This window comes from Acinetobacter pecorum, assembly GCF_014837015.1.
Taxonomy (GTDB): Bacteria; Pseudomonadota; Gammaproteobacteria; order Pseudomonadales; family Moraxellaceae; genus Acinetobacter; species Acinetobacter pecorum.
Genome location: NZ_JACSPT010000005.1, coordinates 14,505 through 36,898, shown reverse-complemented (window position 1 = coordinate 36,898; position 22,394 = coordinate 14,505). Strand labels below are relative to the sequence as shown.

At 43.2% G+C, this 22,394-nt stretch carries 23 protein-coding genes and 1 tRNA gene; 14 read left to right on the top strand and 10 right to left on the bottom strand.

Going from position 1 to position 22,394, the window contains the following annotated elements:
• The first annotated feature begins 104 nt into the window (after positions 1–104).
• The 4 genes from tkt to H9629_RS05140 all read left to right on the top strand — a co-directional run bounded on the left by tkt (position 105) and on the right by H9629_RS05140 (position 3,796).
• Positions 105–2,093, top strand: a complete 1,989-nt coding sequence (gene tkt, locus H9629_RS05155) for a transketolase (RefSeq protein ID WP_064102010.1) — start codon at positions 105–107, stop codon at positions 2,091–2,093.
• 135 nt (positions 2,094–2,228) lie between these two features.
• Positions 2,229–2,444 (top strand): hypothetical protein, encoded by a 216-nt coding sequence (locus tag H9629_RS05150; protein WP_064095957.1) that lies wholly within the window; start codon positions 2,229–2,231, stop codon positions 2,442–2,444.
• A gap of 176 nt (positions 2,445–2,620) precedes the next feature.
• A complete protein-coding gene (locus tag H9629_RS05145) occupies positions 2,621–3,076 on the top strand; it encodes a GNAT family N-acetyltransferase (RefSeq protein ID WP_191730627.1) in 456 nt (151 codons plus the stop codon).
• Positions 3,077–3,205: 129 nt separating this feature from the next.
• Positions 3,206–3,796: a YceI family protein gene (locus tag H9629_RS05140; RefSeq protein WP_064095959.1), complete on the top strand. Its 591-nt coding sequence runs from the start codon at positions 3,206–3,208 to the stop codon at positions 3,794–3,796.
• A gap of 59 nt (positions 3,797–3,855) precedes the next feature.
• On the opposite strand, the gene H9629_RS05135 is transcribed toward H9629_RS05140, so the two are convergent.
• Positions 3,856–4,488, bottom strand: a complete 633-nt coding sequence (locus tag H9629_RS05135; RefSeq protein ID WP_191730626.1) for a LysE family transporter — start codon at positions 4,486–4,488, stop codon at positions 3,856–3,858.
• A 47-nt stretch (positions 4,489–4,535) separates the two neighbouring features.
• Positions 4,536–5,255, bottom strand: coding sequence for a glutamine amidotransferase (locus H9629_RS05130; RefSeq protein WP_191730625.1), 720 nt, complete (start codon positions 5,253–5,255; stop codon positions 4,536–4,538).
• 240 nt (positions 5,256–5,495) lie between these two features.
• On the opposite strand from H9629_RS05130, the gene yfcF reads away from it, so the two are divergent.
• Positions 5,496–6,137 carry a glutathione transferase gene (gene yfcF, locus H9629_RS05125; protein ID WP_191730624.1) on the top strand — a complete coding sequence of 214 codons (642 nt, stop codon included), beginning with the start codon at positions 5,496–5,498 and terminating at the stop codon, positions 6,135–6,137.
• Between the two features lie 131 nt (positions 6,138–6,268).
• Positions 6,269–7,210, top strand: a complete 942-nt coding sequence (locus tag H9629_RS05120; RefSeq protein WP_064095962.1) for a cation diffusion facilitator family transporter — start codon at positions 6,269–6,271, stop codon at positions 7,208–7,210.
• Between the two features lie 31 nt (positions 7,211–7,241).
• Here H9629_RS05120 and H9629_RS05115 read toward each other — a convergent pair whose 3' ends face one another.
• From H9629_RS05115 to cysS, 4 genes are all read right to left on the bottom strand, one after another.
• Complete coding sequence (locus H9629_RS05115; RefSeq protein WP_191730623.1) at positions 7,242–8,219, bottom strand: fatty acid desaturase family protein; 978 nt, start codon at positions 8,217–8,219, stop codon at positions 7,242–7,244.
• A 93-nt stretch (positions 8,220–8,312) separates the two neighbouring features.
• Entirely contained in the window at positions 8,313–9,101 is a 789-nt protein-coding gene (locus H9629_RS05110) for a hypothetical protein (RefSeq protein ID WP_191730622.1), read from the bottom strand.
• 190 nt (positions 9,102–9,291) lie between these two features.
• Positions 9,292–9,367: transfer RNA gene (locus H9629_RS05105), tRNA-Gly, on the bottom strand.
• A gap of 62 nt (positions 9,368–9,429) precedes the next feature.
• Entirely contained in the window at positions 9,430–10,851 is a 1,422-nt protein-coding gene (gene cysS / locus H9629_RS05100) for a cysteine--tRNA ligase (RefSeq protein ID WP_191730621.1), read from the bottom strand.
• Positions 10,852–11,283: 432 nt separating this feature from the next.
• Between cysS and H9629_RS05095 the strand changes: the two genes are divergently transcribed.
• The 8 genes from H9629_RS05095 (at position 11,284) to H9629_RS05060 (ending at position 17,256) form a co-directional block, all read left to right on the top strand.
• Positions 11,284–12,327 (top strand): KpsF/GutQ family sugar-phosphate isomerase, encoded by a 1,044-nt coding sequence (locus tag H9629_RS05095; RefSeq protein WP_225215729.1) that lies wholly within the window; start codon positions 11,284–11,286, stop codon positions 12,325–12,327.
• A 3-nt stretch (positions 12,328–12,330) separates the two neighbouring features.
• A complete protein-coding gene (locus tag H9629_RS05090; RefSeq protein WP_064095966.1) occupies positions 12,331–12,870 on the top strand; it encodes a KdsC family phosphatase in 540 nt (179 codons plus the stop codon).
• Positions 12,871–12,903: 33 nt separating this feature from the next.
• Complete coding sequence (gene lptC, locus H9629_RS05085) at positions 12,904–13,452, top strand: LPS export ABC transporter periplasmic protein LptC (protein WP_064095967.1); 549 nt, start codon at positions 12,904–12,906, stop codon at positions 13,450–13,452.
• Entirely contained in the window at positions 13,436–14,002 is a 567-nt protein-coding gene (gene lptA, locus H9629_RS05080) for a lipopolysaccharide transport periplasmic protein LptA (protein ID WP_064095968.1), read from the top strand. Before lptC ends, lptA begins: the two co-directional genes overlap by 17 nt.
• Positions 14,002–14,745: an LPS export ABC transporter ATP-binding protein gene (gene lptB, locus H9629_RS05075; RefSeq protein ID WP_064095969.1), complete on the top strand. Its 744-nt coding sequence runs from the start codon at positions 14,002–14,004 to the stop codon at positions 14,743–14,745. The genes lptA and lptB overlap by 1 nt, the downstream gene beginning before the upstream one ends.
• A gap of 268 nt (positions 14,746–15,013) precedes the next feature.
• Positions 15,014–15,613, top strand: a complete 600-nt coding sequence (locus H9629_RS05070) for an IMPACT family protein (protein ID WP_064102019.1) — start codon at positions 15,014–15,016, stop codon at positions 15,611–15,613.
• Complete coding sequence (locus tag H9629_RS05065; protein WP_191730620.1) at positions 15,606–16,223, top strand: acyltransferase; 618 nt, start codon at positions 15,606–15,608, stop codon at positions 16,221–16,223. Before H9629_RS05070 ends, H9629_RS05065 begins: the two co-directional genes overlap by 8 nt.
• Before the next feature lie 190 nt (positions 16,224–16,413).
• Complete coding sequence (locus tag H9629_RS05060) at positions 16,414–17,256, top strand: universal stress protein (RefSeq protein WP_191730619.1); 843 nt, start codon at positions 16,414–16,416, stop codon at positions 17,254–17,256.
• A gap of 169 nt (positions 17,257–17,425) precedes the next feature.
• Here H9629_RS05060 and H9629_RS05055 read toward each other — a convergent pair whose 3' ends face one another.
• From H9629_RS05055 to mutS, 4 genes are all read right to left on the bottom strand, one after another.
• Entirely contained in the window at positions 17,426–18,091 is a 666-nt protein-coding gene (locus H9629_RS05055; protein WP_064095973.1) for an O-methyltransferase, read from the bottom strand.
• Between the two features lie 132 nt (positions 18,092–18,223).
• On the bottom strand, positions 18,224–18,934 hold the full coding sequence (locus H9629_RS05050; protein WP_064095974.1) for a D-Ala-D-Ala carboxypeptidase family metallohydrolase: 711 nt from the start codon (positions 18,932–18,934) through the stop codon (positions 18,224–18,226).
• A 134-nt stretch (positions 18,935–19,068) separates the two neighbouring features.
• Entirely contained in the window at positions 19,069–19,392 is a 324-nt protein-coding gene (fdxA, locus tag H9629_RS05045; RefSeq protein WP_000144889.1) for a ferredoxin FdxA, read from the bottom strand.
• A gap of 204 nt (positions 19,393–19,596) precedes the next feature.
• On the bottom strand, positions 19,597–22,230 hold the full coding sequence (gene mutS, locus H9629_RS05040; protein ID WP_191730618.1) for a DNA mismatch repair protein MutS: 2,634 nt from the start codon (positions 22,228–22,230) through the stop codon (positions 19,597–19,599).
• Between the last annotated feature and the right edge of the window lie 164 nt (positions 22,231–22,394).

Here is a 22,394-nt window from a genome sequence, read left to right as displayed (position 1 = left end):
TTGTTGGTTAGTCTTTACCCCTCGCTGTTTTTTTAAGACAATAGGCAGCAGTTTTGAAAGTCTTTTCATCATTTCCTATTTCTGAATATTTTGGACTCTGATTTATGACAACCCCGCTTAATGAACGTCGTATTGCAAACGCAATTCGTGTATTGGCAATGGATGCTGTGCAAAAAGCAAACTCAGGACATCCAGGTGCTCCAATGGGGATGGCAGATATCGCTGATGTGGTTTGGCGTGAATTCATGAACCATAACCCGACCAACCCGAATTGGGCAAACCGTGACCGTTTTGTATTATCAAATGGCCATGGCTCTATGCTTCAATATGCGCTTCTTCATTTAACGGGCTACGATCTTTCAATTGAAGATCTAAAAGCATTCCGTCAACTTCATTCTAAAACACCTGGTCACCCGGAATTGGGTTATGCGCCAGGGATTGAAACGACAACTGGTCCTTTAGGTCAAGGTATCGCGAATGCCGTGGGTTTTGCACTGGCTGAAAAAACTTTAGCTGCACAATTTAACAAAGATGACATTCAGGTTGTAGATCACTTCACTTACTGCTTCCTGGGCGATGGCTGTTTAATGGAAGGTGTTTCTCACGAAGCATGTTCTTTGGCGGGTACATTGGGTCTAGGCAAGCTGATTGCTTACTACGATGACAATGGCATCTCGATTGATGGCGAAGTGGAAGGCTGGTTCTCTGACGATACAGAACAACGCTTCCTAGCATACGGCTGGCAAGTCATTAGAGTTGATGGTCACGATGCTGATGCTTTACGTGCTGCAACTTTAGCAGCAAAAGCTGAAACTGCCCGACCAACGATCATTATCTGTAAAACAGTAATTGGTCTGGGTTCACCAAATAAACAAGGTAAAGAAGACAGTCACGGTGCACCACTCGGTCATGACGAAATCGTCCTGACTCGTGAAGCTTTGGGCTGGACTGATGAAGCATTTGTGATTCCTGAAGATGTGTATGCAGCTTGGGATGCGAAAGCTAAAGGTGCAGAAGCAGAAGCAGCCTGGAACGAAACATTTGCTGCCTATGCTGCAAAATATCCAGCAGAAGCTGCTGAGCTTAAACGTCGTTTATCGGGTGAATTGCCGGCTGACTTCGCGGCAAAAGCGGATGCCTACATTGCAGAAGTGAATGCCAAAGCTGAAACAATTGCGACGCGTAAAGCTAGCCAAAATGCATTGCAAGCACTTGTTCCATTATTGCCAGAAGTTCTAGGTGGTTCTGCTGATCTTGCAGGTTCTAACCTGACCCTTTGGAAAGGTGCGCAAGGCGTGCAGGATAATCCTGCGGGTAACTATGTACACTACGGTGTACGTGAATTCGGTATGACTGCAATTGCCAACGGCGTGGCGCTACATGGCGGTTTTATCCCTTATGTCGCTACATTCCTGATGTTTATGGAGTATGCACGTAATGCAGTACGTATGTCTGCATTAATGAAACAGCGCGTGATTCATGTTTATACGCATGACTCAATTGGTCTGGGTGAAGATGGTCCAACGCATCAACCTGTTGAGCAGATCGCATCGCTTCGTACTACGCCAAACCTGAATACATGGCGTCCATGTGACACGGTTGAAGCAGCAATTTCCTGGAAATCTGCACTCATGCGTGCTGATGGTCCGACAGCATTAATCTTCTCTCGTCAGAACTTGCCATTCCAGACCCGTACTCAAGCACAAATCGAGAACGTGGCAAAAGGTGGTTATGTACTGGCTGAAGAAAAAGGCGAATTAAAAGCAATTATTATTGCAACTGGTTCAGAAGTATCTCTGGCAATGGACGCTTATGCACAGCTTGAAGGCGTGCGTGTGGTATCTATGCCATGTGCCGAAGAATTCATGAAGCAAGATGCAGCTTATCGTGAAGCGGTTCTTCCATCAAACATTCGTGCACGTGTTGCGGTTGAAGCTGCACATGTAGATTACTGGTGGAAATTTGTGGGTCTTGATGGTCGCGTCATCGGTATGACCACTTATGGCGAATCTGCACCTGCAAAAGATCTGTTCCAGTTCTTCGGTATTACTACTGAAGCAGTGGTAGCAGCTGTAAAAGAGATTACTGCATAATCAACTGATTAGGTGGTTTTTTTAAAAGGCGCTCCAGTTTTGGGGCGTCTTTTGTTTTTTTGCTTTTTAGCGTTGTTTTCATGTGGCAACCGTTAGAAAGTCCTCCCGTAGTCGAAATGAAAGAGTGAGATGAACATGAGCTTGTATGAACAAATTAACGATGAAATTACTTTAATGGATGCAGGCGAACTCAAGTGGATCGGACAGGAATTACCTCTTGATGCGATGGTTGCAGTTGATTTAATGCTGCAAGAATTAGCCGAAGAAAAGGTCATTAAAGTGCGTCGTAAAAATCATGAAAAGACGACTGGCCTAAAACAGGTTGATCGTATTCTGGTTGAAAAACTTTAAACATAAAGCGTGAAAAGTCCCTGATTGGGGCTTTTTTTTATACCGGATGATTTTCATCTGATGGGTTGCTTATGAACACGAGATGAGATAAAGCTAGGTTTAGGCCGCTATAATAATTCAGCGACCACTATCGAAACGACTTAAATGAAAGAAATAAGCCAAAGAAGCAGTTAAACATGAATATACAGCCCCAGATCCAGATCAAAGCTCTAGAGCAAATATCACAGCCGGAATGGCTATTTTTATGGCAAGACTATCAACGCTTTTATCAGGCGCAAATTTCGGATGAGGTGAGTGAAAATACCTGGGATAAATTAACCAATTATGAATTAGATTCAATGTACGGTTTTGCTGCAATGATGGATGGAAAGGTTGTGGGAATTGTGCATGTCATTGAGCATAACAGTAGCTGGACAGTAAGACCATATGCCTATTTGCAGGATTTATTTGTCCATCCAGATTATCGTGGCCGGGGCGTGGCGCGCAAGTTGCTTGAGCATATCTATCAGGTAGCGCAGCAGCGTAATTGCGACCGGGTGTACTGGCTAACTCAGGAATCAAACCATCAGGCACAAGCGTTATATAACAAAGTCGCCAAGAAAACCGGATTCATCCAATACCGTATGGATTGACCATCAAAAGTTAAAAAAATAACTTACAAATTTATCGTTTCATAGCTGCAACAAAACGTTTTATCTTTAGGGCTGCAAACGTTTCCAGTTTCTATACACTTGATGACATCCAAAACGAGAGATAAAAACATGAATTTCAAAACATTAGCATTAGGCTTGGCGGTTGCGTCCGTGGCAACTGTTTCTATGGCTAAACCAGTGGCTTATACCATTGATCCAACCCATACAGCCACCGTATTTAGCTGGGATCATTTTGGTTTTTCTACACCATCAGGTAACTTCTCAAATATTCAGGGTACCATTAATGTTGATGAGCAAAAACCTGCGAACTCTTCTGTGAATGTGACAATTCCACTGTCGAGTATCAATACCAACGTGAAAGCTTTGGATGAGCATTTAGTGGCGGCAGACTGGTTTGATGCAGCGAAATACCCAAACATCACTTTTAAAAGTACCAAAGTTGAAACTCAGGACAAAAAGAAATTTAAAATTACTGGTGATTTGACCATTAAAGGCGTTACTAAGCCGGTTGTATTGGATGCCGTCTTGAACAAGAAAGGCCCACATCCAATGACCAAAGCAGAAACAGTCGGTTTTAATGCCACTACATCATTCAACCGTTCTGCATTTGGTATCGCAAACTATGTACCTAATGTAGGTGATAAAATTACCGTACAGATTACCACTGAAGCAAGTGTGCCAACAGCCAAAGCGAAATAAGCACGACTTGATTAAAAAAGCACCTATATTCAGGTGCTTTTTTAATTGAATCAACAAGTTTAATTCCGGTTAAAAATAAGTAAACAGCCAAAACTGATAAAAATTCCACCGGTGATCCCATCAATCCATTTGGCAAATTTTTGATAATAGGTATTCATCTTGCGCATTGAAAAAATAACAGCAACAACTGCAAACCAGAGCAGGCTTTCTACAAATACCAAGAGTAACAAGGAAGATTGCTCTGATAAGCTTGCATTGGGACTGATGGCCAAAGAAAAGACACTGCTAAAGTAAATCAGGGCTTTAGGGTTGGCCATATTTGTCAAAAAGCCCTGAAGCAATAATTTAAAATATGATGCGTGTGCTACTGGAACAGACTCATGTTTTGGTTCAATTAAGGGTAGTGGTTTTTTTAAACTCGACTTTAACATCAGGTAGCCTAAATAAAGTAGATATATGCTACCCAAGATCATTAACACCTGCTGCAACCAGGCCACTTTCTGAAACAGGAAATGTAAACCACTGAGCGCACAGATTGACCAGAGCAGAATACTCAACGAAATCCCGAGAGCTGCAAAGAGCGCATGTTTTCTGGACTGCCGTATCGCACTTTGTGTCACAAAGAAAAAGTCTGGTCCCGGGCTGATCAGGGCGAAAAAATGAATAACAGCGATACCGAATAATGCGCTCATAAAATTTTTAATATCAAGAATTGGAGTCAAGTTTAAAATGCGCCGAATCAAGATGCCATATTTAATTGAGCCAGATATTGTTCCAAGACAGTTTTTGAAGTCATTTCCAGCAAAGGTGCAAATTGAAGATTGGCTGCGCGAAGTGTAGGTATAGCAATATTAGCCTGTCGTAATTCACCAGTATGGCCAATCAGCCATTTTTCCAGACTGTCACTGGCTATTTCAGGATGAAACTGCAGGGCCAGAATATGATTACCCACACGGAAAGCCTGATGCGGATAAAGATTAGAGCTGGCCAATAATTCAGCCTGTGCAGGTAAATCAAAAGTATCACCGTGCCAATGCAGGACTTGAATATCTTCCAGAGCTTGCAGCGGATTATTTTCAACAGAAGCAAGGGTGAGTTTAGACCAGCCGATTTCTTTGGCATGCCCGGAATAGACTTTGCTACCCAACGCAGCAGCAATTAATTGAGCCCCTAAACAGATACCTAAAGTCGGTAGATTTTTCTCTAAACGAACTTTAAGTAAGTTTATTTCTTCTTGCAGGAACGGGTAGTCTTGAGTTTCATAGACTGCAATCGGGCCTCCAAGAATGACCACTAAGCCAGGATGCTCAAAAGCTTTGTTAAGATCATCAATGCCGGCTTCAAAATAGCGGACGCGTAAGCCGAGCTGATAAAAAACATCTTCCCAAGCGCCTAAGTCTTCAAAAGCCAGATGTTGAATGGCATATACAGTATCGGGGAGGTGGGCTAAGTTCAGCATAGTTTTTTGATATCAAGAGAATGATTTAATTTAACGTGAATCAAAAGCAAAATAAAAGGCTTTATCTACCGATCCTGTGCAAAATAGAAAATAATGGGTATCGTTGCACTATCAGCAAGTAAGTAAAAATTTTCGTGTGATCGCTACATCAAGCATTTCATTTTTTCTTTTATGTAAGAAAGAGAGTAGAGTAAGGCTGCCGTACTGAATAAAAACAATAAGGTCATCAGGAACAAGGATATGCAAAATATACGTTTATATGTCGATCAAAATAGAATCAGCCCTTATGCTATGTCGGTCTATGTTGCCTTAAAAGAAAAGGGTTTAGATTTTCAGGAAATCGTGATTGATTTAGATCAGCAGCAACAGAAATCTGCGGCTTATCAAGCCATTTGTCCAAGTGCTAAAGTTCCGTGTTTAACGCTAGATCATTTTAGTCTGTTTGAATCATGGGCAATCACTGAATACTTGGAGGATGTCTTTCCAGCAACTAATTATCCAACTTTATATCCTAAGGAAATTCAAGCCAGAGCCAAATGTCGCGCCCTACAAGCCTTGGTCAAAACCGATTTTATGCAAATCCGTCAGCAGATGCCTTCTGATTCGGTATTTCATCCAGCAAAAATATCTACACCTCTTACAGCTCCGATAACTGAAGAAATTCAGCGCTTGGTGAATGTGGCAGAACATATGCTGAAGGACATATGGTTGACTGAACACTGGTCAATTGCAGACTTCGATTTGGCCTTTATGTTGCATCGTTTGTTGAGCCATCAGGTGAATCTTCCTGTGAAAATAATAGGATATGTCGAGCGTAATTTTAAGCGTGCTTCGGTACAGGCTTGGCTGGCAGAACATGAAAAAGCCAAAACTTTAATTTAATGCCGACTGATAAAACAGTTCATAAAAAACCTACTTAAATAGATAAAATTCAAGCGTAATATGAATCAGAACAAGACTTGAATGATGCTGAGGATGCATGTCCTCGTTGAATAAGAAGGAAGGAGTAGCCGGTGGGGAATTCACATCATCATGAGCATAGTCATGTCAACGTGACTGCAGACAATGCCAGAAAATTATCGATAGCGCTGGGATTAACCACGACTTTTTTAATTGTGGAAGTAATTGCCGGTTTTCTGACCCAAAGTCTGGCTTTGCTCTCTGATGCTGCACATATGTTTACCGATGCTGCCGCACTGGCTATTGCACTGGTGGCTATCAAGATCGGACAAAAACCGGCAGACAATAAACGGACTTTTGGTTATCAACGTTTTGAAATTCTGGCTGCCCTGTTTAACGCCTTGATGTTGTTTGTGGTTGCGATTTATATCTTGTTTGAAGCTTATCAGCGTTTGAGTCATCCACCAGAAATCCAGAGCCTTGGCATGATGATTGTTGCTGTTTTGGGGCTGATCATTAACCTGATTTCCATGAAAATTCTGGTGTCCAGCAGTCAGGAAAGTCTCAATGTCAAAGGTGCATATCTGGAAGTGCTGAGTGATGCACTGGGATCTGTAGGCGTGATTATTGGAGCGTTAGTGATTTATTTCACCGGCTGGATGTGGATTGATACACTCATTGCAGTATTAATCGGATTTTGGGTATTGCCAAGAACCTGGGTTTTGCTGAAACAGAGCATCAATATTCTGCTTGAAGGTGTGCCGGAGGAAATTGATATTGAAAAATTACGTCACGATCTTTTGGCGCTTGACGGGGTCGAGGATATTCATCAGCTCAAGGTCTGGGCGATTACTTCCAAAAAAGTCATGCTTACTGTGCATCTGGTTGCGCCGAATGTGGATTATCAGAAACTGCGTCATCAGGCCTTTGAGATGCTCCACCATGAGCATCATATTACCGAGATGACCTTGCAGATCGAAGCGGAAGATTGTCCACCGGAACATCGGGGACAATCCTCACATCAGCATTCACATGCCGAAAGCCATCAGCATTGAAATTGAATAGTCTTAACAGTAGAAATATTTTTTATTTTTTTAAAAGTGAGCGAATCACATCCAGATAACTTGGCGGAGCATCGACATACTGACGCTCCCTTAACATCTGGTGCATTCTTGCCAGCTTTTGATGCGGAACAGAGGCCATCAAATGATGTTCAATATGATAGTTCACATGAATCGGGGCAACCAAAGCACGTGCCAACCAACCTGCACGAGTAGTTCGGGTATTGCTCAGGGCAGAATGACTGGTTTCTAATCCGGCATGTTCAGCCATGGCGCGGATGCGGATGAACAAAGGAAATGGAGTGATATAGGCGAGAGGCCATAATAAATACAGTTTAGGATGGCCGCTGGCCCACAGTGCAGAAAAAATTGCTGCATTTGAGATGAGCATACCGGAACTATTCTTAAACAGATTCTTTGCTAACTCTAAATTGCTGCGATCACCACGCAGAATTGGCTTGGGGTCATTGGAAACACTCCATTCCAGTAATTCAAGATCCATCAATACCCGACCTGCAAGGAACTTAAGTCCAGATTGCCCATTCAGATCACGAAAGAATTTCCTGAATAGTGAGCTTTGAGTAATGGGGAAATTTTTTACCAACCCCAAGTCAGGATCATCTGGCTGCGAGGTTTTAGCATGATGTTTCAGATGATAAGGACGATACTTGCTGACATCATTCCAGATCGGGCGTGCACAGAGCCAGTCGGTCAAATGAGTGTTCAACCATTTGGTTTTGAACAGGCTATGATGTGAGGCATCATGCATCAAAATAGCCATCGCAAGCTGGCGTCCCGCAAGAATGGCCAATGCCAGCGCGCACATCAGGACTTTCCCCCACGTAGGTAAATATTCCCAGCTATAGGCGACCGTGCCAAAGGTCATGACAATTACGGTCCATGTCGAACCTACTGCCCAGGCACCGTGCAAGTCTGAGGTCGTGGTGAGTTCTTTAATTTCGTCACGACTAAAAAGTTCTGTGACACTGACCTTGCTGTTCATTCTTCTGCCTATATTTAGTTCTTATTGCTATATTCAATATATTTGGATGAAATATTACAGTCAATTTATTTTTGTGTATAAAAAAGAAATAATTTAGAGCCCTTGGTCTTTAAAATAGTGTTGCCATAAAAGTTGTCCCTGTTTTTCTATTTTGCGGACTGCGAGCTCAAATTGTTGTCGAGCCTCGGTGTCTATCCATTCTGCAGGAAGCAAAGGGTCAGCACGCAAACTAAATAGAGCAGACTTACCTAGATAAAAGGCACTTTTTGCAGCCTCTGCTAAAGTCAGATTTTGGTAATTTTCAAACCAGGCATTGATATCATGCTGTACTACATGATAGGTCTGATGTAGCGCTTCGATATCCCATAAATCACGAACTTCGGTTTCACTTTCCAGCTGACTGACTTGGAAAAAACGCGCGTCAGAATCTAATCCAAACCGGATTACAGCTGTTTTTAATGTGCTTAGACTCAGTGTTAAATTATCTGGACGAATAAAAACATTTTGTTCCAATTCCTGAAAACCATAATAACGCAGCGCTTTTTCCCTTCTAGATAATGCCGTACGGTCTACACGCCCTAAAGCACCCATATAGACCAGTACATATTTTCCATTCCATATGGCCGCAGTTTGTATATAGGGTTGTTTGTTTAAGCTGATAAATGAAGTATCGAACTTTTTTTCTAGCAACTGATACACACCGCGCTCTACAGATTGAATGACATTTTCCTGATTTAATCGGGCCACAGCGACGCGTATGCCATTTTCAGATATGCCTAATAATTCAGCAGCCGTTAATATCCGCCTAATAGAGAGAGCTGAGTCTTTCGAAGCGTAGAGAAGGTCTAAAACAAGATGACGTGCATTCAGTTTATAAGTCATGAAACGATATCGTAATTAAAAGAATTGAAAGTTTTGAAGTTTATTTACAATAGCACTTTGTGGTGAATTACCCAAAAAATGTCGGGGTGAAAGTAGCTAAGACGTGATTTTTAGAGATACTTTTTATCAATCAAAATTTTTAGAATTTAATAAAAAAACCCTTATCTTTCGATAAGGGTTTTTCGTATTCTGGAGCGGGAAAGGAGACTCGAACTCCCGACCCCAACCTTGGCAAGGTTATGCTCTACCAACTGAGCTATTCCCGCAATGAGGTGAATTATAGAGAATTCCACAGCAGTGTCAACTCTCTATAAATCTGTTTGATTAATTAATCAGCACGTCGCCAGACAGTACCTTGACGGGTATCCTCAAGAACAACACCTTGATCAAGTAAAGATTGACGAATCTCATCCGCACGGGCGAATTCTTTGGCTTTCTTGGCATCCTGACGCTGTTGAATCAAATCTTCAATTTGTTCAGGTGATAGTCCCAATGCTTCCTGACCAATGTCAGATTTGAGGAACTCATCTACATCTTGCTGTACCAGACCGAGAATATTGGTCAGGTGACGTAAAGTTGCATAATAAATCGCTGCTTGTTCCGCATTTTCTTCTTTTACAGCACGATTCAGTTCTTTATTGATTTCGAACAATACCGCAATCGCTTCAGGCGTATTGAAATCATCACGCATAGCGGCATTAAAACGTTCAACAAAAGCCTCATCCAGAGTTTCAACCAGATGATCACCATAAACCGCTTGATAGGTTTTAAACGAGTGATAGAAACGAGATAAGGTATTTTTTGCTTCTTTTAAGGCAACATCCGAGTAATTCACCGGGCTACGATAATGGGAAGAAACAATGAAATAACGTACCACTTCCGGATGGAATTTTTCAATCACGTCGCGAATGGTGAAGAAATTGCCTAAAGACTTCGACATTTTCTCGCCATCGACATTAATAAATCCGGCATGCATCCAGTAATTGACATACTGTTCGCCAGTAGAAGCTTCAGATTGTGCAATTTCATTTTCATGGTGCGGGAAGGTCAGATCAGCACCGCCGCCATGAATATCGAAATGATTACCCAGGCAGCAGGTCGACATTGCTGAACATTCGATGTGCCAGCCCGGACGGCCATTACCCCAAGGGGAAGCCCATGACGGTTCATTTTCCTTGGCATGTTTCCACAGTACAAAGTCAAATGGATGTTTCTTTTCGACTTCAACATCGACACGTTCAGACGCACCCGCTTGCATATCTTCCAGTTTACGGCCAGAAAGACGACCATATTTGGCAAACTTCTCGACCTCAAAGTAGACATCACCATTATTGGATGGATAAGCCGTACCATTGTCGACCAGGTTGCTGATCATATCCTGCATCTGCTTGATGTAATCTGTTGCTTTAGGTGCTACATCAGGTGCAAGGCAACCCAGTTTGGCAAAATCTTCATTCATCGCATCAATAAAGCGACTGGTCAAATCCGAGATACTTTCACCATTTTCATTGGCACGTTTAATAATCTTGTCATCAATGTCGGTGATGTTGCGCACATATTTGACCTTCCAGCCTTGGCTGCGCAAGAAACGGATAATGTAGTCAAATGCAACCACTGTACGTGCGTGTCCTATATGACAATAATCATAGACCGTCATTCCACAGACATACAGGTCAATCTGACCTTCAACACGAGGTACGAATTCTACTTTTTTGCGTTGCTCTGAGTTATATAGAACAAATGGTTGCATAGCTGTTCAAAGGACTTCAAATAAAAGGATGATTCATCTTAACCTAAGCATAATTATTCATAAAGATAAAAGCGTAAAAAGCCTCAGTTATTTAGCCTAGTTAGGTAGTAACAATGATTGAGAAAGAAAAGATTTCTGGACTGAAATGACAATAATGAATTGGTCTTTTCAGGGGCAGTGTTTGCGAGGGGAATTAAGGAGTATTGGAATGAGGATGTTCTTTTATGAATATAATTCATTAAGACAAGCGTGAGGATATTCTGATAAAAAATAAAAACAAGCACAGTCTACAGTTTCAAAAATGGAGCAAATGTAGAGGTGGATATACCTGGCTTCGCAAGTCAAATACAATCGAAATATATTAAAAATACGTCGAATCTTATACATTTAGAAATCTTGCAATTGCATAGCTATGCTAAAATTGCGAAAATTATGCCCATCAAACCAGAGTTTTTCTCTGTCCTTAGCGTAGGTAAACAGGCTTTGAATCCACAAAAAACAGCGAATCAGCTAGATTTCCAAAAAGTCGCACTTGAAACACTGCGCATCGAAGAAAATGCGTTACAGATTTTAGCAACACAGATTGATGACCGTTTTAGCCGCGCATGTGAGATTATTCTGCAGTGTACCGGCCGTCTGGTGATTACCGGAATGGGCAAGTCGGGTCATATTGGCCGTAAAATGGCGGCGACCTTTGCTTCGACCGGAACGCCATCGTTCTTTATGCATCCTGGTGAAGCAGGTCATGGTGACTTAGGGATGCTGGTGTCAGGTGACGTGCTGATTGCAATTTCAAACTCGGGCAAGAGTGATGAGATCATGATGCTGATGCCCCTGATCAAGCATCTGCAAATTCCCCTGATTACCATCAGTGGTGATGACCAAGGTCCCATGCCACAAAATGCTGATGTAGCTTTGACGCTCGGTAATATCCAGGAAGCGTGTCCACTCGGTCTGGCGCCAACTTCAAGTACTACCGCCACACTGGCTTTGGGTGATGCTCTGGCAGTAGCTTTGCTGGATGCTCGCGGCTTTACTTCAGATGATTTTGCACGTTCACATCCTGCGGGTGCGTTGGGTAAGCGCCTGTTGTTGCATGTAAAACATCTGATGCGTACTGGAGCCGATTTGCCGAAAGTCTCGCCAGATACGCCGATGAACCAGGTTTTATACGAGATTTCAAATAAACGTCTAGGTTTGACCACAATTGTCGATCAAAATGACCTCCTGCTCGGTATTTTTACAGACGGGGACTTACGCCGCTTAATCGATAAACAGCAAGGCTTTGATGTCAATCTGGCAGTGCAAGACGTAATGATCAAGAATCCGTTGACTATTTCTCAGGAAGAACGTGCAGTGATCGCGCTGGAGCGTATGAATGAGCATAAAATTAATCAATTTGTAGTTGTTGATGATGCCAATAAAGTCATTGGCGTGATCAGTATGCATGACCTGATTCAGGCTGGGGTAAATTAATAGATGGCATCTTATGTATTGTTAGAGCAGGCACGTCATATCGCAGCACTGGTGCTTGATGTCGATGGTATTTTAAGTGACGGTTTTGTTACTCTGACTAATTCGGGTGACGAGATTAAATCTTTTGATATTCGTGATGGTCTGGGCATGAAACTGGTTCAGCAGGCGGGAATCAAGGTGATTATTATCACCGGTCGTCAAAGTCGTATTGTTGAAAAACGTATGTCGGATCTGGGTGTTGATCTGGTCTATCAGGGCCGTGAAGATAAAGGCACAGCTCTTCGTGAAGCATGTGCACAGCTTAACATTGATCCTGAAGATTGCCTGTATATGGGTGATGACTGGCCTGATCTGTCTGCTTTTGCCATTGCCGGCATGAAAGTGACAGTGCCTAATGGTCATGTCGAAGTTCGCCGTCGTGCCGATCTGGTTACTCAAGCCTACGGTGGTCGTGGGGCGGTTCGTGAAATCTGTGACATGCTGTTAATGTCCAAAGGCATGTACCAAGAGTTACTTGAAAAATATATTCGTGCACCTTATTAATAAGTCCTATCTTTTGGATTAAGTACACCGCTTATGGATACTAAAGTTTTATACATTACGGCTGTGATTATTGCCGCAATAAGTGGTGGTTATTACTATTACAGCGGCAAGGGTAACAAGCTGCAGGCAGATTCTGCGCGCAGCATGACTTACTCCGCTCAAAATATTAACTTAACCCAGACAGATGAATCAGGCCAGGTGTCGGTTCGTGCCCAAGTGGATCGACTTGAGCAGAATCTGCAGCTAGAAACTTCAAAGCTGGAAAATCTGCGAGCATCGACTTATGACAATGGTAAAATCGATGCCACTTTCTTTGCCAAAATGGCGCAGGGTTATGATGACAATACAAAAGTTGTACTCTCTCAAGAAGTGCTCGCCACCAAAATCATGCAAAATGGGGAAATGCAGTTCCGTACTGAAGAACTGACCGCTTTTCCGAAAACACGCGAAATTGAAACAGACAAGACAGTGATTGTGGAATCTCCACAGGCTGAATTTGTCAGCCAGGGTCTTAAAGCCAATCTTAATGATGGTCAATACGAATTCTTTAATATTCGAGGAAAGTATGAACCAAACTCCTAAAGCCAAAATGATGCACACTTTCCTGAAGCGTATAACGCTGGCGACTGTGGTTGGACTCGGTTCAATCACTGCTTTTGCGCTGCCATCTGACCGTAACCAGCCAATTACCTTGCTGGCTGACCGCGCGACTTTTAATGAGCGGACTGGTGTAACGACTTATTCTGGTAATGTCATTATTGAACAGGGCACCATGAAGCTGCAAGCCAATTCGATTGTGGCCAATCTGAACAGTAAACGCCAGATCAGCCTCATTACGGCGACAGGCAGTCCGGCACAGTTTCAGCAAAAAGTTGATCCGGACAAAGGTCTGGCGAAAGGTCAGGCACAAAAAATTGTCTATAATGCCGAAACAGGCATTATTACCTTGTCCGGGAATGCTTTCCTGCAACAGGATGGTGCCAGTATTCGCGGTACAACTTTAAAGTACAGCATGAACAAAGGCGATATCGAAGCCACAGGAACTCCAAACAAAACCGGTTCTTCGTCAGGCCGTGTACAAATCGTGATTCCACCGTCTACTTCAAAATCCTTCCCGGGAGCGCGTGATTAATGGAACAATCGCAGCAGGTTCAGACCTTAACCATTAAGCATCTGGCGAAAAATTATAATAAGCGCTGGGTAGTCAAAGATGTATCGTTCAGTATGCAAAGTGGCCAGATTGTGGGACTGCTGGGCCCAAACGGGGCCGGTAAAACCACCAGTTTTTATATGGTTGTTGGTCTGGTACGGATGGATAAGGGCGAAATTTATCTGGATGATCTGGATCTTTCCGACCTGGCCATGCATGAGCGGGCACGTAAAGGGATTGGCTATTTGCCGCAGGAAGCTTCAATCTTCCGGAAGCTGACGATTTCAGAAAATATCATGGCGATTCTGGAAACCCGTAAAGAGCTGACCAAGGCCCAACGTCAGCAACGTCTGGCAGAGCTACTGGCGGACTTTAAAATTACCCATATTAAAGATTCCTTGGGAATGAGTGTGTCCGGCGGTGAGCGACGTCGTGCTGAAATTGCACGTGCCTTGGCTGCTGATCCTAAATTTATGCTACTCGATGAGCCTTTTGCCGGTGTCGATCCGATTTCGGTTGGAGATATTAAGGATATTATTACCAACTTGAAAGATCGGGGTATTGGCGTGCTGATTACCGATCACAATGTCCGTGAAACACTGGCGATTTGTGAACATGCTTATATTGTCAGTGAAGGTGCAGTGATTGCTGAAGGTACACCGGAAGAAATTCTGGCGAATGAGACCGTGAGAAAAGTTTATCTGGGTGATGATTTCACTGTTTAAATGTCTCTTACTTTATAAAAAACCTGCATCAGATTTCAATTGTCAGATGCAGGTTTTTTAATTAGCGGCAAAGAACCATTGCATTCAATGTCCTTGCCGAAGAAGAAAAATGAGTAAAAAACAGGCAAGAATGCAAGTTTCCCGGATCTGATGATTTTTAAAGCCTTTCAAAACAATCGAGTAAAATCAAGACTCTCCTTGGAGAGGCTTTTTATTTGTCTGTACAAAGCGGGTATACTGCAACAGTAAGAGTTTAAAGCCTGAAGTTATGCCATTTACCATTGCCAGCCTAGTCAGTTTTGAGGAAGATATCAAAAAAAGCCGCTTTCAGGCCTTTGCTACCCCTGTTGAAAATGAGCAGGAGGTGAAAGATTTTCTGGAGGCTTATCGTGATCCAAGCACCACACATCAATGCTGGGCCTGGAAAATTGGTCATCAGGTACGCTTTAATGATGACGGTGAACCTTCAGGTACTGCAGGACGTCCGATACTGGCGACTATTGAGGGTAATGAACTGACCAATGTGCTGGTACTGGTCAATCGCTGGTATGGCGGAATCAAGCTGGGAACAGGAGGCTTGGTGCGAGCCTATGGGGGTTGCGCTGGACAATGCTTGCTATTAGCAGAAAAAATTGAACTGATTGAAAAGAAAAAGGTGCAATTTTCCTGTCAATTTAATGAGTGGGCCATATTCCAGTATGAATTGAATCAGCAGCAAATCGATTATCAGGAAGAATATACAGCCGAAGGTGTGCAGGTCAGCGCCTTATTTCAATTACATCAAATTCAACCCTTTGCCCTGAAAGTTCAGGATGTGACGCGTGGCCGGGAACAATTAAAAATTATTGAAGAAGCGACAGATGACTGACGTAGATCCATTACTGAAATATCGTGAGCAGCATAAACATCGTCTGAACTATATGCCTTGGCTGTACTGGTCCTTAAAGCCAAAAAATCGCGGTTGGGCAGAAGCATGGCAAAAGGAATATCAGGCTTATCTGATGGAGATGGAAACCATCGAGATTGGTGAAAACTGTTTTATTTCACCCCTGGCACATATCTTTGCCGAGCCGGGGCGCAAAATCATCATCGGTGATAATACCTTTATTGCCGCAGATTGCACCTTGCATGGCCCACTGGACATTGGAAATGAAGTGGCGATTAATCATCACTGTATTCTGGATGGCGGGCGGGTAGGGATTAAACTGCATGATCAGGTACGTATCGCTGCTTATTGTCATCTTTATGCCTTTGATCACGGGATGGATCCCGAGCAGCCAATTTATCAGCAACCGGTGCGCTCACAAGGCATCGAGATCGGCCGGGATGTGTGGCTAGGTGCACACGTGGGTATCAAGGACGGAATTAAAATCGCAGATCAGGCTATGGTGGGGATGAACAGTATGGTGACCAAGGATGTTGAGGCGCGTGCAATTGTCGCCGGAAATCCGGCTAGATTTATTCGTTATCGTGAATAAGTTTTTTGAAGTCAACGGGTTGAAATAAAGATAGAAATGAGTAGAAAAATGGGTTTAGCGATCTATATTTATTCACATAAAAGTTAACATATTTCAATTCAAGCCTTACAGATTTTGCTGCACATTTTTGAATGCTTATGCTAAGTTAAAAATAACTAAGAAATTTTTATCATAACTAGAGAGGCTAAACATGAAACGTGTCATCGCCTGCATTGACTCATCCCCATGTATAAACGCGCTGGCAGATGCAGCTGCATGGATTGCCAAACAGACTGGTCGTGAACTGGTCTTGTTACAGGTTCTGGATTATTACCCTGCCAGTTATCATTTAGGGGAAATCAGTGGAGTGATCGGCTTTGAAAGTAATGCCATGTTATTGAAAGAGCTGGCTGAACTTGAACAAAAACAAAGTGAAATCGCGCTGGATTATAGCAATAATCTGCTGCAGCACATTTCTGAGCGGATTCTGGCAGAACATGGTATTCGTACCACACACATTCAGGAAAAGGGCGATTTTCTGGAACAAAGCTTCCAGATTCTGCGGCCTGATGATATTGCGGTGATAGGCTTGCTTGGCGAACGTTCAGCTGAAAAAAATAAACCAATTGGTACCAATGTCGAAAACTTTATTCGTGGCGCTAACTGTACCGTCATGACAGTCGGAGAACAGTTTAAGCCACCGACACGCTTTATTTTTGCCTATGAATATTCACCCACTTGCATCAAGATGATGAAACGGATTGCGGAAAGCGATTTGCTACGCTTATTGCAATGTCATCTGTTATATGTTGGTGATCATGCTGAAATTCTGAATGAACCTTTGCAATATTTAACCCAGGCTGGCTTAGAGGTGGTACCACAATATCGTTATGGGGATGTTGCAGAAAATATTTTGTCCTATCAGCAGGAACAGGGGATTCAACTGATTGTTCTTGGCGCATTCAGTCACAGTAAAATCCACCAGTTCTTCTTAGGAAGTATTGCAACCACGATTTTCCGTAATTCCAAAGTTCCATTACTGGTTGCCAAGTGAGAATTGCAAAAGGATTGCCAGGTACATAGTCTAATCGTAAATTGTTACAGCTTGATTTAAAAATGACCAGAGTTATCCTCATATATTGTGGATAACTCTGTGGTTAATTTTTATAAGTATATATTATTTATAGGAAATATCGTGTTGGGTGATTTTTGCTCTTCTGCTTTTATTTAACAATTGCGAGTGCGAAACCATCATGTCCTTTGCTACCAACCGTCTGTAAAGCAGTGCAGGACAAGATACGTGGATGATTTTGCAGGGCTTTAAACATATCGCGAATGCCTTCAATACTTGGCTTTTTATTGTCCGGATTAATGATCTCCCCAGCACGAATCACATTGTCCAGAAAAATAAGCGTACCTGAATGCGACAGGTTTAAACTGAGTTCCAGATATTCCGGATAACTCTGTTTATCTGCGTCAATGAAGATAAAATCAAAAGCTTCAGTGTCTTCAGGCAGGGCTTTAAGCACGTCTGCTGCACGGCCACATTTAAGTTCAACGGTCTGTTTGAGCTGGGCACGGTCAATATTTTCCTGACCCATTGCCGCATGGGTGTCACGCCCTTCAATGGTCAGGATATAACCGTCATCCGGCAAGGCACGCGCCAGCCACATGGTGCTATATGCTGCAAATGTTCCAAGCTCAAGAACGCGTTTACACTGGTTCATCTGGATCAGCATCTGCAACAACATGCCTTGATTCGGTGCTACAGCCAGATGATCAGGAAAACCGTGCGCGGCAGTATTTTCCAGGGTTTGATTCAGAATAGGGTCTTCAGGAATTAAATGTGAATCAATATAGTGATCAATGTCTGTCCACATTTGTTGCATAGTCTTGGCACCTTGATTGTGATGCCTGCATTTTAAACTTTTCGCGGCAGAGCGCAATTTATTGTTCTGTAGGTGATGATTTTTTAAACTACACAAAACTCACGAGGGGTTTTGTGTAGCAGGTGTCATGACTTAGTAATTACACATTGAGGAATTCCGCCCCAAACTCGGCCCCCAGGTACGGTAACCTTGGGTATCGATATGGATCTGACCTGAAGCATACATGCCGAGTCCCATATTCAGACTTTGGCCATGCTGAGCCCAGAACTGACACAATTTGAACTTGGTATTTTCAATATAGGCATAGTCTTCTGCCTGCGGATATTCTGGTCCAATCCGGAAATCAATGGCAGAGTTATATAGATGACGTGAAGAATTGGCACCACCGGCACACTGGTTCAAAGGCAGATCGCGATAGACTGAAGTCACTTCAAAATCAGTCAACACATTGGCTGCAATCAGATATTTAAACACTTTTAAAGTCGGTATCTGATTGGCCCATAATTCCCGACTTGGGATCATGTATTGGGAACGGCCACACTTGGCCCAGTCACGTGCAGTACGCATCAACTCAAAACTTGGAATAATATTACCAACGCCATGACGTTCAAGAAAGACTTCATACTCACGTACGCGCGCCAGGTTATCCAGAGATGAAACCCACTGGGTATAAACATAAGGAATAGTTTTAGGGTAGGCTTTACGGTCAAACTGCACACGTTCTTGGGGAATATAAATCCGTTTTCCCGCGGGCTGTGCAGGGTGTTTTGTGGCAGTAGTACAGCCCACAAAAACAAGAGGGATTATACAAAGACTCAATAATCCCTTTGCAAAATTCATCATTTATACAATCAGATATTTATAAATAGCGCTATTTTAGACTAAATGTAAGGAGAAATTTGGAGAATATTGCAATGAAATGTGTGCAAAGCGTATAAAAAAGATCAGCATATGCTGATCTCTTAAATTTAAAATAATTACTTTTCAAGATATTGCAATTTATCTGGTTTGCCATTCCATTCTTCACGGTCGGCTGGTTGCTCACCAATTTGTGTAATGTTTGGCCACTTTTGCGACAGTTCAGCATTTAGTTCAATAAAGACTTCCTGACCTTCAGGTAATTCATCTTCAGAGAAAATTGCATTTGCCGGACATTCAGGTTCGCATAACGCACAGTCGATACACTCGTCCGGGTTAATTACGAGGAAGTTAGGACCTTCATAGAAACAGTCTACAGGGCAAACTTCTACACAGTCTTGATATTTACATTTAATACAATTTTCAGTGACAACGAAGGTCATGGCGACAGCTACCTAAACAATATGGTTCTAATTACGAATACTGTATTTTAGGCAAAAACAGGGGGAACTAACAATTCCTTTTATTGATATTTGTTATATATAGGGCTGTTAAATTTGAAAAAAGGGAGAATACCGATGAATTGTGTCTCTCATCGGTATTCTTAGCACATTCACCCCATGCCAGATGAGGTCTAGGGTCAAGAATTAACTTGGCTGTTTGAGCAGATCTTTGAGTGCATATAACTGCTGCAAAGCTTCACGCGGACTCAAGCTATCCACATCAATATCTTCAAGCAAGTCCAGTGCAGGCGACTCTTTCTCAATTTCGATGATACGTTCTACAGGCTCAATGATGTCGGGCATCGCAAACAGGTCATGCTGTGGACTCCGAGGTTTGACCTGATGCTGCTTTTCCAGAATCTTCAAGCGGTTTTGTGCTTCTTTAATCACCGTAGCCGGAATACCTGCCAGTTTAGCGACCTGCAAGCCATGACTCTGGCTGGCTGGTCCAGCCTGTACCTTATGCAGCAGAATCAGGTTACCATTCAGCTCTTTGGCGGTGACATGGTAGTTATCAATTCCTGATTCCTTATCCAGTTCGGTCAGTTCGAAATAATGCGTTGCGAACAAACATAGACATTGAATGCGTTTGGTCAAATCCAGCACACAGGCCCAGGCCAGTGACAAACCATCATAGGTACTGGTTCCACGACCGACCTCATCCATCAGTACCAGAGACTGACTGGTAGCATGATGCAGGATTTGCGAAGTTTCGGTCATTTCCACCATAAAGGTGGATTTGCCTGTCGATAAATCATCGGCAGAACCAATCCGGGTGAAGACACGGTCAACCGGACCTAAGGTTGCAGCTTGCGCTGGAGCATAGGCACCACAATAAGCCAGTAGCACGATTAATGCAGTCTGGCGCATAAATGTGGATTTACCCCCCATATTGGGACCGGTAATAATGGCCATCCGATGGGCAAAATCCAGTCGGGTATCGTTTGGGGTAAAGGCTGTTTTACTCAGGGACTCTACCACCGGATGTCGTCCGGCAGTAATACTTATACCAACTTCAGGACTGAATTTTGGACGCGACCAGTTGCGTAAACGCGCCTGATGGGCAAAATTCGCAATCAGATCAATCTGGGCAATGGCGCTGCTCATCATCTGTAGATTGCCAATATCCTCTCGCAACTCATCCAGTAGCATTTCAAACAGCATTTTTTCACGAGCCAAAGCACGTGATTCACTGGATAAGACTTTATCTTCAAAGGCTTTCAGTTCAGGTGTGATATACCGTTCTGCATTTTTCAGGGTTTGCCGACGGATATAATGCTCGGGTGCCTGTGCAGCCTGCGCGCGGGTTAACTCAATATAATAGCCACTAACGCGGTTATAGCCGATTTTCAGGGTAGGAATGCCGCTCTGTTCACGTTCCTTGATTTCCAGATCAATCAGGAACTGACTTGTATGATCGCGAATCTGTCGCAATTCATCCAGTTCACTGTCAAAACCTTCTGCAATGACATTACCATCACGAAGCAGGACGGGTGGATTTTCGACAATGGCTGACATCAGGCGTTGATGCAGACTATGGAAGTCGCCGAGTTCTTCATTGAGCTGTACTAAAAGCTTGGACTGCTGCTGACTGACAATCGGCTGCAGGGCATGGCGTAAAAATGGAATTTGCGCACAGGCCTGACGCAGTTGCACCAGATCACGTGGACGGGCACTGCCAAGTGCAATACGGCTCAGCACACGTTCAATATCGCTAATCTCTTTAAGGACCAAACGTACAGGCACTTCATGGAAACCTTGAAGTAAGGCCTGGATAGCATCCAGGCGCTCATCCAGCAGGGCAGTATCGCGTAAAGGTTGCATCAGGGTGCGACTAAGCAGGCGTCCACCCATAGCAGTCTGGCAATCATTGATGAGCTGAAATAAGGACGTTCCATGCTCAAATAAAGGCTCAATCAGCTCCAGATTGCGGCGCGTCACCGGATCTAAGGCAATAAAGTCTGAACTTTGTTCCAGCTGAATCGTGCGGATATGCGGTAACGCAGTTTTCTGGGTTTCTTTGGCATAATGTATTAAAGCTGCAGCGGCTGCTTTGGCCAAAGGTAAATGATCAATGCCAAAACCTGAAAGCGTGCTGACGGCAAACTGGTCACATAAGGTTTTTTGCGCATTGTTCAGGTTAAAATCGACATCGGGACGTTTGGTGACCGAGATATCCAGTTGCTGTTTGAGTTGTTCGGTCAATGTCGGATCAGCGATATTTTCATCCAGCAGAATTTCGCTTGGCATCAAACGCGCCAGTTCAATCATAAGCTGGTTAAGATCATAATCCTGCTGCTGGACTTTAAATAAGCCGGCGCTGAGATCGAGAAGTGCAATACCAATCTGATTCTGCTGAATACATAAAGCCACCAGATTCGAGCTCTGATGTGCACCGAGCATGGCATCATCGGTCAGGGTGCCGGGTGTAATAATTCGCACCACACCACGCTCAACCGGTCCTTTGCCAGTAACCTCGCCGATCTGCTCGCAGATCACCACGGTTTCACCTTTTTTGACCAGACGTGCCAGATAACCTTCGGCTGCATGATAAGGAACGCCCGCCATAGGAATCGGCTGACCATTGGCTTTACCGCGATGGGTCAGGGTGATGCCTAAAATCTTGGCTGCCTTGTGTGCATCTTCAAAGAACAGTTCATAAAAATCACCCATACGATAGAACATCAATGAGTGCGGATGCTGCATTTTTACTGACATGTATTGCTGCATCATGGGCGTTAAGGTAGAAAGATCAGCCATAATTTCTGAACTGGTCATTAAAAATAAATCCTTTCAACAAGAGATAAATGCAAATACTGTGCAATAGGCTATGCAGGAAAATTTAAAGCAGATTTTCAGTCAGACCCGTCTCATATGGTGGAGTGCAAGAGACCGAAAATGTGAAATGAATCTGCTGATTCAATTCAGCTTCAAGTTATATT